This is a genomic window from Streptomyces spongiicola (assembly GCF_003122365.1).
GTDB classification, from domain to species: Bacteria; Actinomycetota; Actinomycetes; order Streptomycetales; family Streptomycetaceae; genus Streptomyces; species Streptomyces spongiicola.
In genome coordinates this window covers 4543952-4557413 of sequence record NZ_CP029254.1, presented here as the reverse complement: position 1 = coordinate 4557413, position 13462 = coordinate 4543952, and the positions used below count along the sequence as shown (strand labels likewise).

Sequence of the window (13462 nt, the reverse complement as noted above, 5' to 3'; positions counted from 1 at the left end):
GCAGGACGCCAGCAGGACCCAGCAGGACCCGGCAGGACCCGGCAGGACCCGGCAGGACCCAGCAGCAGCCCAGCAGGACAGGAGAGCACGCGTGACGCGCAGCGTGTACGTGACCGGGATCGACCGCGGGGACGGCCGCCAGGTGGTGGACCTGGGAGTCATGGAACTCCTGACCCGCCAGGTGGACCGCGTGGGGGTGTTCCGGCCCCTGGTCCACGACGGCCCCGATCGCCTGTTCGATCTGCTGCGGGTGCGCTACCGGCTCACCCAGGACCCGGCGACCGCGTACGGCATGGAGTACCACGAGGCGGCGGCGCTGCAGGCCGAGAAGGGCACCGACGAGCTGGTGTCCCGGCTGGTCGACCGCTTCCACGAGGTGGCCCGCGACTACGAGGTCGTCCTGGTGCTCGGGACCGACTTCCGCGCCACCCAGCTCCCCGACGAGCTGGCCCTCAACGCCCGGCTGGCCAACGAGTTCGGCGCGTCGGTGATCGCCGTCGTCGGCGGCAAGGGCCAGCCGGCCGAGGCCGTGCGGGCCGAGGCCCGCAACGCCCACCGCGCCTACGGGGTACTGGGCTGCGACGTCCTCGCGATGATCGTGAACCGGGCGGCGGCCGAGGACCGCGACGAGATCGCCGGGCGCCTCTCGGCCCGGCTCCCCGTCCCCTGCTACGTCCTCCCCGACGAGCCGGCGCTGGCCGCGCCCACGGTCGCCCAGGTCGGCCAGGCCCTGGGGGCCACGGTGCTGCTCGGGGACGACTCCGGGCTGGCCCGTGACGCGCTCGACTTCGTCTTCGGCGGCGCGATGCTGCCGAACGTGCTGAACGCCCTTAAGCCGGGATGCATGCTGGTCACCCCCGGGGACCGCGCCGATCTGGTGGTCGGCGCACTGGCCGCCCACTCCGCGGGCACCCCGCCCATCGCCGGTCTGCTGCTGACCCTCGACGAACGCCCGGGGGACTCGATCCTCACCCTGGCGTCCCGCCTCGCCCCGGGAACCCCGGTCATCTCCGTGCCGGGCGGTTCGTGGCCCACCGCGGCCGAACTGTTCTCGCTGGAAGGCAAGTTGAACGCGGCCACCCCGCGCAAGGCCGAGACGGCACTCGGCCTCTTCGAGCGCCATGTCGACACCGCGGGCCTGCTGGCGCGGCTGGAGGTCGCCCGCACGGGACGGGTCACCCCGATGATGTTCGAACACGACCTGCTGGAGCAGGCGCGGGCCGACCGCCGCCGGGTGGTGCTGCCGGAGGGCACCGAGGAGCGGGTGCTGCGCGCCGCGGACGTGCTGGTGCGGCGTGACGTCTGCGATCTGACGCTGCTCGGGAACACCGACGTGATCCGCAAGAAGGCCGCCGACCTCGGCATCGACCTCGGTGGGGTCCAGCTGATCGACCCCGCCTCCTCGGAGCTGCGGCAGCGCTTCGCCGAGCTGTACGCGCGGCTGCGCGCCCACAGGGGCGCCACGGTGGAGCTGGCCTACGACGTGGTCTCGGACGTCAACTACTTCGGCACGCTGATGGTGCACGAGGGTCTGGCCGACGGCATGGTGTCGGGCTCGGCCCACTCCACGGCCGCCACGATCCGCCCCTCCTTCGAGATCATCAAGACCAGGCCGGGGGCGTCGATCGTCTCCTCCGTGTTCTTCATGTGCCTGGCCGACCGGGTGCTGGTGTACGGCGACTGCGCGGTCAACCCGGACCCGGACGCCGAGCAGCTGGCGGACATCGCGGTGCAGTCGGCTGCGACGGCCTCCCGGTTCGGTGTCGAGCCGAGGATCGCGATGCTGTCGTACTCCACCGGCACGTCCGGCTCCGGCGCGGACGTGGACAAGGTGCGCGAGGCGACCAAGCTGGTGCGCGAGCGCCACCCGGAACTCCGGATCGAGGGGCCGATCCAGTACGACGCCGCGGTCGAGCCCTCGGTCGCCGCGACCAAGCTGCCGGACTCGGAGGTCGCGGGCCGCGCCACCGTCCTGGTCTTCCCCGACCTCAACACCGGCAACAACACCTACAAGGCCGTGCAGCGTTCGGCCGGCGCGGTCGCCGTGGGGCCGGTGCTCCAGGGTCTGCGCAAGCCCGTCAACGACCTCTCGCGCGGCGCGCTCGTCAGCGACATCGTCAACACGGTCGCGATCACCGCGATCCAGTCCCAGGGTCAGGAGTCCACCGCATGACCGGTCCCGCCACCGCCACCCGCGTCCTGGTCCTCAACTCCGGCTCCTCGTCGGTGAAGTACCGGCTCCTCGACATGGCGGACGGCACCCGGCTGGCCGCCGGGCTCGTCGAGCGGATCGGGGAGGAGACCTCCCGGGTGTCGCACACCCCGCCGGCCGGCGAGGCGGGAAGGCGGGAGCGCGGCGGCCCCGTCCCGGACCACGCCGCCGCGCTGAAGGCCGTCGCCGAGGAGCTGGCGCGCGACGGGCTGGGCCTGGACTCCCCCGGGCTGGCGGCGATCGGCCACCGGGTGGTGCACGGCGGGATGCGGTTCTCCGCCCCCACCGTGATCACCGACGAGGTGCTGGGGGAGATCGAGCGCCTGGTCCCGTTGGCCCCGCTGCACAACCCGGCCAACCTCACCGGCATCCGCACGGCCCGGGCGCTCCGCCCCGACCTGCCCCAGGTCGCCGTGTTCGACACCGCGTTCCACACCACCATGCCGGAGTACGCGGCGCGCTACGCGATCGACGTCGAGACCGCCGACGCGCACCGGATCAGGCGCTACGGCTTCCACGGCACCTCGCACGCGTTCGTGTCGCGCCGGGCCGCCGCGCTTCTGGGCCGGGCCCCGGAGCAGGTGAACGTGATCGTGCTGCATCTGGGCAACGGGGCGTCGGCGTCCGCGGTCCGGGGCGGGCGCTGCGTGGACACGTCGATGGGGCTCACCCCCTTGGAGGGGCTCGTCATGGGTACCCGGTCCGGTGACGTCGACCCGGCGGTCACGTTCCACCTCAGGCGGGTGGCCGGAATGTCCGTGGACGACGTCGACGTGCTGCTGAACAAGAGGAGCGGACTGGTCGGCCTCTGCGGCGACAACGACATGAGGGAGATCCGGCGGCGGATCGAGGACGGCGACGAGCCCGCCCGGCTCGCCTTCGAGATCTACGTCCACCGGCTGAAGAAGTACATCGGCGCGTACTACGCGGTGCTCGGACGGGTGGACGCGGTGGTGTTCACGGCAGGGGTCGGCGAGAACTCCGCCCAGGTGCGGGAGGCTGCCGTCGCCGGCCTGGAGGGGCTGGGGATCGCGGTGGACGCGGACCTCAACGCCGTACGGTCGGACGTGCCGCGGCTGATCTCGCCCGGCCGCGCGCGGGTGGCGGTCGCCGTGGTGCCGACCGACGAGGAACTGGAGATCGCCGGGCAGACCTTCGCGCTGGTCGCCGCGGGCCGCGGTGGCGTCGATCGAGGAGCCTGAGGGATCTGGGAAAGGGTTCGCGAAAGCGGCGCGAGACGGCAACGACTGAGCAGCCCGGCGCCCATTTGTACATTCCACCAGACGGAATATTCCGCGTAGAAACAAACCGATAGGATCCGCCCTATGCGCCGTTCCAAAATCGTCTGCACGCTGGGCCCCGCCGTCGACTCCTATGAGCAGCTGAAAGCGCTCATCGAGGCCGGCATGAACGTGGCCCGTTTCAACATGAGCCACGGGACCCGGGCAGAGCACCAGGAGCGGTACGACCGCCTCCGCCGCGCGGCGGCGGAGACCGGCCGCGCCGTGGGCGTGCTCGCCGACCTCCAGGGCCCGAAGATCCGGCTGGAGACCTTCGCCGAGGGGCCGGTGGAACTGGTCCGCGGTGACGAGTTCACGATCACCACCGAGGACGTACCGGGCGACAGGTCGGTCTGCGGCACGACCTACAAGGGGCTGCCCGGCGACATCTCCAAGGGCGACCAGATCCTGATCAACGACGGCAACGTCGAGCTGCGCGCGGTCGAGATCGAGGGACCGCGGGTGAAGACGGTCGTCATCGAGGGCGGAGTCATCTCCGACCACAAGGGCATCAACCTGCCCGGTGCGGCGGTGAACGTCCCCGCCCTGTCGGAAAAGGACGTCGAGGACCTCCGATTCGCCCTGCGCATGGGCTGCGACCTGGTCGCGCTCTCCTTCGTGCGGGACGCCGACGACGTCAAGGACGTCCACAAGGTGATGGACGAGGAGGGCCGCCGGGTCCCCGTCATCGCCAAGGTGGAGAAGCCGCAGGCCGTCGAGAACATGGCGGACGTCGTCATGGCCTTCGACGGCGTGATGGTGGCGCGGGGCGACCTGGCCGTCGAGTACCCGCTGGAGCGGGTCCCGATGGTGCAGAAGCGGCTGATCGAGCTGTGCCGGCGCAACGCCAAGCCGGTGATCGTCGCGACCCAGATGATGGAGTCGATGATCACCAACTCCCGCCCGACCCGCGCCGAGGCGTCCGACGTCGCCAACGCGATCCTGGACGGCGCCGACGCGGTCATGCTCTCGGCCGAGTCGTCGGTGGGCGCGTACCCGATCGAGACCGTCAAGACGATGTCCAAGATCGTCACCGCGGCGGAGGAGGAACTGCTCTCCAAGGGGCTCCAGCCCCTGGTCCCGGGCAAGAAGCCGCGCACCCAGGGCGGTTCGGTGGCCCGCGCCGCAGCCGAGATCGCCGACTTCCTCGACGGCAAGGCCCTCGTCGCCTTCACCAAGTCCGGCGACACCGCCCGGCGCCTCTCCCGCTATCGCGCGGAACAGCCGATCCTGGCCTTCACCACGGACGATTCCACCCGCAACCAGCTCACGCTCAGTTGGGGCGTCGAGCCCTTCATCGCCCCCTTCGTGGAGACCACGGACGCGATGGTCGACCTCGTGGACGCCGCCCTGCTGAAGCTCCAGCGCTACAGCCGGGGCGACACCATGATCATCACCGCGGGCTCCCCTCCCGGCGTCCCGGGCACCACGAACATGGTCCGGGTGCACCACCTGGGCGACGGCCACAAGTCCGCCTGACCCGGCCCGGCCGTCCGCTCGCGCGGGGGGCCGTACCGAGGACGTCGAGGCACGGCGCTCCTTCGTCCACGGCCGTCCGCACGCGCGGGGCCGCACCGGGCGGACAGGTGGTACCGCACGGCCGTACCGCTCCCGCGGTACGGCCGTGCGCGGACCCCGCAGTCCGCCCGGGCCGATCGGGACCGGACTCCGCGAGACCGGGGCGGCTCGGAGCCCACACCCCCGGAGACCCGCCCCCGCAGCGGCCCGCAGCCGGTTCCGGGCGCGGGCGTCGCGACGGGGCGGGGCGGGGCGGGCGCTGCCCGACGCGGCGCTATCCGGTGAAGTAGTTGTGCAGGCCGGGCACGGTCAGTGTGCCGCCGAACTGGCCGGCCTGGGTCACCCTGACATCGGTGAACATGGCGAACGGTACGTTCAGCGGCGGTGGGGTCTTCGGGCTGAACGTCACGGGGATGATGCCGAAGAGGTTGCCCTTCAGCTCCTCCGTGTACATGGTCACCGTGCCGTTGCGGATGGTGGAGGTGGAGCCGCGGCGCGCCTCGACGTGGATCGTGGTGCCCTCGGGACCCTCGACCAGCTGGTGGAGGTCCCTGATGTCCACGCCCGACGCGGTGAACTTCAGAACCTTCTTGATCTTGCCGCTGCCGGTGCGCACCTCGACGATGCCCTTGTAGTCGAGCCCCTTCAGGGTGAGCCGGGAACTCTCCAGCACCCACGGGTCGTCGGGGAGCGCCGGGATGCCGGGCTCCGCCTCGGCGTTGGCGAGTGCCTCCGGGTCGGCGGTCGGGCACGGGAAGCGCGGCTTGCCCTCGGCGCCCTCGGGGATGTCCTCGTCCTCGACCGGGTCGAGTCCCTTGACCTCGTCGTCCAGTTCCTCCACCTCGACGCCGGCCTTCCCGGCGGCGTGCCTGATGGCGTCCCCGACGGCTTCCCTGGTCTGCTCCAGGGACTGGCCGGCCGCGCCCGCCGCATCCTCCACCGGGGCGGCGGGCTTCCCGGAGAACTCGTCCAGGGGCTCCGACGCGGTCCCCTCGGCCGGCTTCGGCGCTTCCTCGGCCGGCTCGGACCGCTCCTCGGCCGGCTCGGACCGCTCCTCGGCGGGCCCGGCGGACACGCTCGCCGCCGGGGCGGCCTCCGGCGCCTCGCCGGGACCGTCGAGGAGGTCCCCGATCACGTCACCGACACCCGGCGGGTCGAGCGGGTTCCGGGTCCCGGACCCGCTCGGGGTGGGATTGAGGGACGGGTCCGCCTGCTCGGGCGGGTCCTCGTCCGTGCGGGCGGACGCGGAGGCCGAAGGGCTCTCGCCGGGCTCCGGCTCGTCGGTCCGCTCGTCGGCGGAACCGCCCGGGGACGGCACGGGCCTGTCCGACCGCCCCTCGGACGGCTCGTCCGACTGCTCCCCGGACGGCGACGCCTCCGGCTCCGAGGCGGACGGCGACGCCTCCGGCTCCTCCGGCTCGTCCGAGCGCGTCACACAGGGGCCGGGGGCGAAGGGTATGTCCTGCTTGTCGTCGGCGAGCGCCGGCTTGGGCGTGAGCCCCATCCCCACGAAGACCGCGGTGGGCATGGCGGCGATCGCCATCGCCTTGCCCGCGGGTATCTGCAACTTGGTCAGCAAGGACCTTCTCGGGGCCGCGTGACGCGGCCCCCCGCGGCGGCGGGGATCGCCGTCGGCCGCGGTCAGTGATGCTCCGTCACCCGGCACTGCTACCCCCGCCTTCGGAGTGGATGGGCTTCTTCGTCATGCTCACGGTGTCCGAGTACGGCGGGCCGGGCACGAACGGAACGTCGGAACGGTCGCCCGCCGGGGCGGGTGCCTTCGGCCGCACCGTGTCCGGGTGCGGCTCGGCGGGCTCGCCCGGCACCCAGGAGACGGAGAGCGCGCCACCGATCAGGGCGAGGAGGAAACCGACGACGAAGCCGCCGAAGTTGGCCACGGGAATGGAGATCAACGCCAGCAGAATCGCCGCGACGCCCGCGAAGACCCTGACGATGTGGTGGAACCACATCGTCAGGCCGAGCGTGACCAGCAGCACCCCGATGATCAACGCGCCGGCGCCCCCGGTCGTCGCCATGGTGACCGTCATCTGACCGAGGTTGAGGCTCGCGTACGGAAAGTAGGCGATCGGAATGCCGCCCAGCAGCGTGAACAGCCCCGCCCAGAAGGGCCGCTGTCCCCGCCAGTCTCGGAACCGCCGCTTCAGGACGCGGACATGGTGCTCGTTCTGCCCCGGTGACTCGGCGCTCATGAATAGCTCCCTGGAACTGGCTTGCCGGAGATAGAGGGAGACGGGCGGGCGCGGCTGCCTCGGGCAACCCCGCCCGCCCGCACGGACCAGGGGTCAGTAGCACTCGACGCCGGAGCCGGCGCCCTTGTGCAGGCGCATGCTCAGACCGCTCAGCTTGAAGGTGCCTGCCGTGGTGGCCCACGCCTTCTGCTTGACGCCCGTCAGCGTGACCTCCTCGGCCTGCTGGGCGAACCCGTTCTGCATGATGGTCTTGTCCTTGACCGCCGGGCCCTTGCCGACGCCGGGGTCGTCCGTGTTCTTGGCCGCGACGCCGATGTCGATGTTCTTGAACTCGGCGTCCGCGTCGAGTTCGGTGACGTCGAGGTACAGGTTGGTGGCCCGGACGGGCTCCTTGCCACCGCCCGCCTTGAGCTTCAGGGTGATCTTGCCGAGGAGCGGCACGTCGGTGACCACCGACTGGCACATGCCCCGGATCGACGCGTCCTTGAACGCCGAGATGGCCACCGGGTGGAGGACCTGCTCGTCCCCCTCCGCGACGTTCTTGTAGCCCATGTCGACGCCGCCGTACTGGGCGAAGCCCTTGCCCGTCAGCGAGTCGGTCGAGACCTTGAACTCCTGGCCGGACACCGCGAACGAAGCCGCCAGCGCGCCCTGGGCCAGGCCCACGCCGATCGCGGCCGTCGCGGCCACGGACGGCACCATGACGACGGCGAACCGCTTCCATCTGGTCCCACCACGAACCTGGGACATATGTTTCCTCCTTCTCGGACGTACATCTCCGGTACGGACCCTTCAGGTCCGCCCTGGGATGGGAGAAGTGCTACGTCCTCGGGAAGGAGAGCGCCCGTGCCTCTGTCGCGAGCCGCGTCCAAAACCACCGGCGTTCACCCCCGAGCGACAACCACCGGCCACGCCTTCGCGCGGCCTCGTCGGACAGGCCCTGCCGGCGAGGCAGGAACCCCCCTGTCCGCGGCCGGCGCCTCTGCCGCCGACCGGCTCGGTGGGGACCCAGGACCGCGGTACGCGGCTGGCTGCCGGGCGGGATGCGGTGATGGACCGAGCGTGGCCGATCGTGGTGCATTACGTGCCGGGGCACAAGAGGGTTCGTTACTCGCTAGTAACGGACCGATAACCACGCCGCGACGGGACGATGCCGTCCGGCCACCCAGGGTGCCCCGGAAGAGTTCGCCGGACAGGGAGGTTCGGGGAGGAAAGAGGACAGAACAATGGGGCTGATTTACTGCGAGTAACAGCGGCCGCGCTTTACCAATTTTCGGTAAAGCGGGGCCGCCGCCTGTCACCACTCAGCCGGCCCACTCAGCCGGCCCACTCAGCCGACCCGCCCGGCGGGCGGGCCGACCGGTCCGCCGCCCCGCCGGAGGGAGCGCCGGGGAAGCCGGATGGCGGCACCCGGGTCCGGGCGCGGTCAGAACAGGACTCTCGCCAGTGCCGTGCGCGCCGCCGCGACCCGCGGGTCGTCCGGGCCGATCACCTCGAACAGCTCCAGCAGCCGCAGCCGCGCGGCGTCGCGATCCTCACCCGCCGTCCTGCGCACGGCCTCGACGAGCCGGCCGAACGCGTCCTGCACATGGCCGCCCGCGAGGTCCAGATCCGCGGCGTCGATCTGCGAGCGCACGTCGTCCGGCTGGTCCGCGGCGTCCTGCCGCACCTTCTGCGGATCCATCTCCCGCACCCGGGACAGCAGTTCCGCCTGTGCGAGGCCGAGCTTGGCCTCGGAGTTGCCCGGGTCGTCGGAGAGGACGTTCCTGTACGCCCGGACGGCGCCGCCGAGGTCGCCCGCGTCGAGGGCGTCGACCGCCGCCTCGAGCGCCGCGTCATGCGGGCCGGGGGCGGGCGCGGGGGCGGCCTCCGACTCGGCGGCGTCCGTGTCGACGGTCAGACCGGTGAGGCCGAAACGCTGCTCACCGACCTGGATCAGCTGGTCGAGGGTCTCGCGGATCTGGGGCTCCGGCGCCAGCCCCTGGAAGAGCGGCAGCGCCTGGCCGGCGACCACCGCGAACACGGCCGGGATTCCCTGGATCCCGAACTGCTGCATCAGCATCTGGTTGGCTTCGACGTCGATCTTGGCGAGCACGAAGCGGCCGCTGTACTCCAGGGCAAGCCGCTCCAGTACCGGGCTCAGCTGCTTGCAGGGCTCGCACCAGTCGGCCCAGAAGTCGAGGACGACCGGGACCTCGGCGGAACGCTGGAGGACGTCGCCCTCGAAGCCCGCCTCGTCGACATCGATCACCAAGGCGGACGGGGGCACCGCACCGCCGCCGCCCTGCCGGGCGGCCTCCGCGCGTGTCTGCTCGGCCTTGGCCTTGGCCTCACCGGCCGCCTTCACCGCGGCGAGGTCGACGACGCCGCTCATGGACATGTTCCTAGGCTGCATGAGTACATCCTCCCCCCTCCGCGCGTGCGAGTGAAAAATCGGAGCGCCAGGCCTGTGCACCGGTCCTGCGGACGGCCGAGCGATCCTGCGCCGGGTCCCCACCCGGCGCCGGCGGTTGTCGCTTTCGCTACGAGTCGTAGCGTAACTGGTCCGGCAAGGAGCCGGGGCCCTTCCTCCGGTGAAGTGGCTCACAGCGATCTTCCTACCGGCCGGTATGGTCGCCTCCATGCGCAGTCACCGCCGTCAGGCCGCGACCCGTACCGGCCGCCCCCGCAGCACCGAGGCGGACGCGGCCATCCTCGGGGCCACCAGGGCGGCACTGGTGGAGCTGGGCTGGTCGGGACTGACGCTCGGCGACGTGGCGACCCGGGCCGGGGTGGCGAAGACGACGGTCTACCGGCGCTGGGCGGGCAAGAGCGAACTGGTCGTGGACGCGGTCGCGGAACTCTTCGACGAGCTCGAGCTGCCCGACCGGGGCAGCCTGGCCGCGGACATCGAGGGCGTGGTGCTGCAGTTCGCCGCGCTGCTGGAACGCCCCGAGGCCAGGACCGCGCTGATGGCCGTGGTCGCGGAGTCGACGACCGACGTCCCGCTGCGCGAGCGGATCAGGGTGTCGATCGTGGACCGGCAGAAGCGGCTCGTCGTGGAGGGCCGTGCCCGGGCCCGGGCACGCGGGGAGCTGCCGGAGGAGACCGGCCCGGCCGCTGCCGGTCGCGAGGCCGACCTGATCTTCGACATGATCGCGGGCGCGGTCGTGCACCGCGCGCTGGTGAGCTGCGAGCCCGTGGACCAGGACTGGGCGGGCCGCTTCACCGCGGTCCTGCTGGGCGGACTCGGGGCAGCGGAGTCCTGACACGGCCCGGCTCCGGCCGCCCCCTCCGGGTCCTCGCCGGACCCGGCACCCCGCTCGCGCCCCGGACGGCGGGCGCCGAACCCCGGTCTACAGGCCGAAGACCCGGCGCGCGTTGCCGGACAGGAACAACCCGCGCGCTTCCTCGTCGAGTTCCAGCCGGTCCAGATGCTCCAGGGCGCGGGCGGGCGTGATCATCGGGTAGTTCGTGCCGAAGAGGACCTTGCGGCGACCCCGGCCGCGCAGATAGTCCACGAGTTCGGCCGGGTAGCGGCGGGCGGTGTAGGCGCTGGTGTCGATGTAGACGTTCTCGTGCTTGTCCGCGACCGCGATCATCTCCGTCGTCCACGGGTAGCCGATGTGCCCGCAGACGATGGCCAGCTCCGGGAAGTCCAGCGCCACCTGGTCGATGTAGGGGATCGGCCGCCCGGTCTCCGACGGCCTGAGCGGGCCGGTGTGCCCGACCTGGGTGCAGAAGGGGACACCGAGTTCGACACATGCCGCGTACAGCGGGTAGTACAGCCGGTCGGTGGGCGGCAGCTCCCACAGCCACGGCACCACGCGCAGGCCCACGAACCCCAGCTCCCGCACCGCCCGCCGCAGTTCCCGCACCGCCTCCACGGGCCGTGCCAGGTCGACGCCCGCCACTCCGCGCAGCCGGCCGCCCGAGGCCGCGACGAACCCGGCCACCTCGTCGTTCCCGATCAGCGCGCCCCGCGGCCCGTACCAGGCGGCGGACAGGCCGATCTCCACGTCCGCCGCCTCCAGCGCGGCCACCGTCAGCTCCACCGGCAGGGCCTCCTCCAGGAGCCCGAGCCCGGTCCACCTCCGCAGGGAGTCGAACATCTCGTGATTGGAGTGGCGCAGCGTCGGATGCTGCATCCACGCGTCGATGACCGGCACGGCTCTGCCCCTCCTCCGGGCCGCTGCGGCGAACGGACCCCGCCAGCGGCTAAGCGATCGCTCACCCGGACTCTAGCGGGAACCCCACCAGAGGGCTACCCGCCAGTAGGGACGTGCCGGTGCCGGCCGGGCCCCGGCGCCGGCGGCCGCCCGCCCGTTCACCGCTGGGGGGCTCCCGGCGGGCGGCACCGCCGCCCGCCCGCCGCGGACCCCCGGGGGCAGCCGTGCCCGGCCCGGGGAGGCGCGGTGTCCACCAGCGTCGGCGGAGCCGCGGGCCGAACCCTCCCGGCGGGCGGACCTTCCCGGCAGGCGGACCTTTCCGACGGGCGGGCCGGTCCTTCGGATCGCGGCCCCGCTCAGAATCCGGCGGGCTCGGTGTAGGTGCCCCACTCGTCCCGCAGCGCGTCGCAGATCTCGCCGAGCGTGGCCTCGGCGCGGACCGCCTCCAGCATCGGTCCGATCATGTTCGAGCCGTCCCGGGCGGCGACGAGCATCCGCTCCAGCGACGCCTTGACCCGGGCGTCGTCGCGGCGGCCCTTCCGGTCGCCGAGGATGCGCACCTGCTCCCGCTCGACCTCGTGGCTGACGCGGAGGATCTCCAGGTCGCCGGTGACCGAGCCGTGGTGGACGTTGACGCCGACGACCCGCTTGTCGCCCTTCTCGAGCGACTGCTGGTAGCGGAAGGCCGACTCGGCGATCTCGCCGGTGAACCAGCCGTCCTCGATTCCGCGCAGGATGCCGGAGGTCACGGGCCCGACGGGGTGCCTGCCGTCCGGGTGGGCGCGCAGTCCGCGCTCCTTGATCCGGTCGAAGATCTTCTCGGCGTCGGCCTCGATGCGGTCGGTGAGCTGCTCCACGTACCAGGCGCCGCCGAGCGGGTCCGCCACGTTGCCGACGCCGGTCTCCTCCATCAGCACCTGCTGTGTACGCAGGGCGATCTCGGCGGCCTGCTCCGAGGGCAGCGCCAGCGTCTCGTCGAGGGCGTTGGTGTGCAGCGAGTTCGTCCCGCCGAGGACGGCCGCGAGGGCCTCGACGGCCGTGCGCACCACGTTGTTGTACGGCTGCTGCGCGGTCAGCGAGACACCGGCGGTCTGGGTGTGGAACCTCAGCCACTGCGCCTTGTCGGTCCTCGCCCCGTAGACCTCCTTCATCCACCGGGCCCAGATGCGGCGGGCCGCGCGGAACTTGGCGATCTCCTCGAAGAAGTCGAGGTGCGCGTCGAAGAAGAAGGAGAGACCGGGCGCGAACACGTCCACGTCCAGTCCCCGGCTGATGCCGAGTTCGACGTACCCGAATCCGTCGGCCAGCGTGTACGCCAGCTCCTGCGCCGCCGTCGCGCCCGCCTCGCGGATGTGGTAGCCGGAGACGGACAGCGGCTTGTACGCCGGGATGTCCCGGGCGCAGTACTCCATCAGGTCGCCGATGAGGCGCAGATGGGGCTCCGGCTCGAACAGCCACTCCTTCTGGGCGATGTACTCCTTGAAGATGTCGGTCTGGAGCGTGCCGTTGAGGACGCCCGGGTCGACGCCCTGCCGCTCGGCGGCGACCAGGTACATGCAGAAGACGGGGACGGCGGGTCCGCTGATCGTCATCGACGTGGTGACGTCGCCGAGCGGGATGTCCCTGAAGAGGACGTCCATGTCGGCGGCCGAGTCGACGGCGACTCCGCAGTGGCCGACCTCGCCCAGGGAGCGGGGGTCGTCGGAGTCGCGGCCCATCAGGGTCGGCATGTCGAACGCCACGCTGAGCCCGCCGCCGCCGGCGGCCAGGATCATCTTGTAGCGCTCGTTGGTCTGCTCGGCGTTCCCGAACCCGGCGAACTGGCGGATGGTCCAGGTACGGCCGCGGTAGCCGGTCGGGTACAGCCCGCGCGTGAACGGGTACTCGCCCGGCCATCCGATCCGCTCGAAGCCGTCGTAGGCGTCGCCGGGCCGGGGCCCGTAGACCGGCTCGACCGGATCACCGGAGAGCGTGGTGAAGTCGGCGTTCCGCTTCTTCGCGGAGTCATAGCGGGCCTGCCAGCGGCGGCGGCCCTCCTCGATGGCGTCTGCGTCCATACCCCCGAATTTACTAGGACGTCCAAGTAAATGTCGA

At 72.0% G+C, this 13462-nt stretch carries 10 protein-coding genes; 4 read left to right on the top strand and 6 right to left on the bottom strand.

All coding sequences use genetic code 11. The features are described from left to right. Nucleotides 1-91: 91 nt before the first annotated feature. The 3 genes from pta (at nt 92) to pyk (ending at nt 4971) form a co-directional block, all read left to right on the top strand. Nucleotides 92-2173, top strand: coding sequence for a phosphate acetyltransferase (pta, locus tag DDQ41_RS20155; RefSeq protein ID WP_109295735.1), 2082 nt, complete (start codon nt 92-94; stop codon nt 2171-2173). Next, nucleotides 2170-3414: an acetate kinase gene (locus DDQ41_RS20150; RefSeq protein WP_109295734.1), complete on the top strand. Its 1245-nt coding sequence runs from the start codon at nt 2170-2172 to the stop codon at nt 3412-3414. Before pta ends, DDQ41_RS20150 begins: the two co-directional genes overlap by 4 nt. Before the next feature lie 123 nt (nt 3415-3537). Beyond that, the gene (gene pyk, locus DDQ41_RS20145) at nt 3538-4971 is read left to right on the top strand and encodes a pyruvate kinase (RefSeq protein ID WP_109295733.1); all 1434 of its coding nucleotides are present in this window, start codon (nt 3538-3540) and stop codon (nt 4969-4971) included. 313 nt (nt 4972-5284) lie between these two features. Here the strand turns inward: pyk and DDQ41_RS20140 are convergent, their stop codons facing one another. From DDQ41_RS20140 to DDQ41_RS20120, 4 genes are all read right to left on the bottom strand, one after another. Beyond that, nucleotides 5285-6676 carry a hypothetical protein gene (locus DDQ41_RS20140; protein ID WP_109295732.1) on the bottom strand — a complete coding sequence of 464 codons (1392 nt, stop codon included), beginning with the start codon at nt 6674-6676 and terminating at the stop codon, nt 5285-5287. Further along, nucleotides 6666-7220 carry a DUF6114 domain-containing protein gene (locus DDQ41_RS20135; RefSeq protein WP_109295731.1) on the bottom strand — a complete coding sequence of 185 codons (555 nt, stop codon included), beginning with the start codon at nt 7218-7220 and terminating at the stop codon, nt 6666-6668. The genes DDQ41_RS20140 and DDQ41_RS20135 overlap by 11 nt, the downstream gene beginning before the upstream one ends. A gap of 93 nt (nt 7221-7313) precedes the next feature. After that, the gene (locus DDQ41_RS20130) at nt 7314-7970 is read right to left on the bottom strand and encodes a DUF6230 family protein (protein ID WP_109295730.1); all 657 of its coding nucleotides are present in this window, start codon (nt 7968-7970) and stop codon (nt 7314-7316) included. 676 nt (nt 7971-8646) lie between these two features. Then, nucleotides 8647-9615: a tetratricopeptide repeat protein gene (locus DDQ41_RS20120; protein WP_172607727.1), complete on the bottom strand. Its 969-nt coding sequence runs from the start codon at nt 9613-9615 to the stop codon at nt 8647-8649. Nucleotides 9616-9829: 214 nt separating this feature from the next. Here DDQ41_RS20120 and DDQ41_RS20115 point away from each other — a divergent pair, with 214 nt between their 5' ends. Continuing rightward, nucleotides 9830-10468: a TetR/AcrR family transcriptional regulator gene (locus DDQ41_RS20115; protein ID WP_109297841.1), complete on the top strand. Its 639-nt coding sequence runs from the start codon at nt 9830-9832 to the stop codon at nt 10466-10468. A gap of 87 nt (nt 10469-10555) precedes the next feature. Here DDQ41_RS20115 and DDQ41_RS20110 read toward each other — a convergent pair whose 3' ends face one another. Together DDQ41_RS20110 and DDQ41_RS20105 are read right to left on the bottom strand one after the other, a co-directional pair. Continuing rightward, nucleotides 10556-11368 (bottom strand): amidohydrolase family protein, encoded by an 813-nt coding sequence (locus tag DDQ41_RS20110; RefSeq protein ID WP_109295728.1) that lies wholly within the window; start codon nt 11366-11368, stop codon nt 10556-10558. Nucleotides 11369-11724: 356 nt separating this feature from the next. Continuing rightward, nucleotides 11725-13425, bottom strand: coding sequence for an acyl-CoA mutase large subunit family protein (locus DDQ41_RS20105; RefSeq protein ID WP_109295727.1), 1701 nt, complete (start codon nt 13423-13425; stop codon nt 11725-11727). Between the last annotated feature and the right edge of the window lie 37 nt (nt 13426-13462).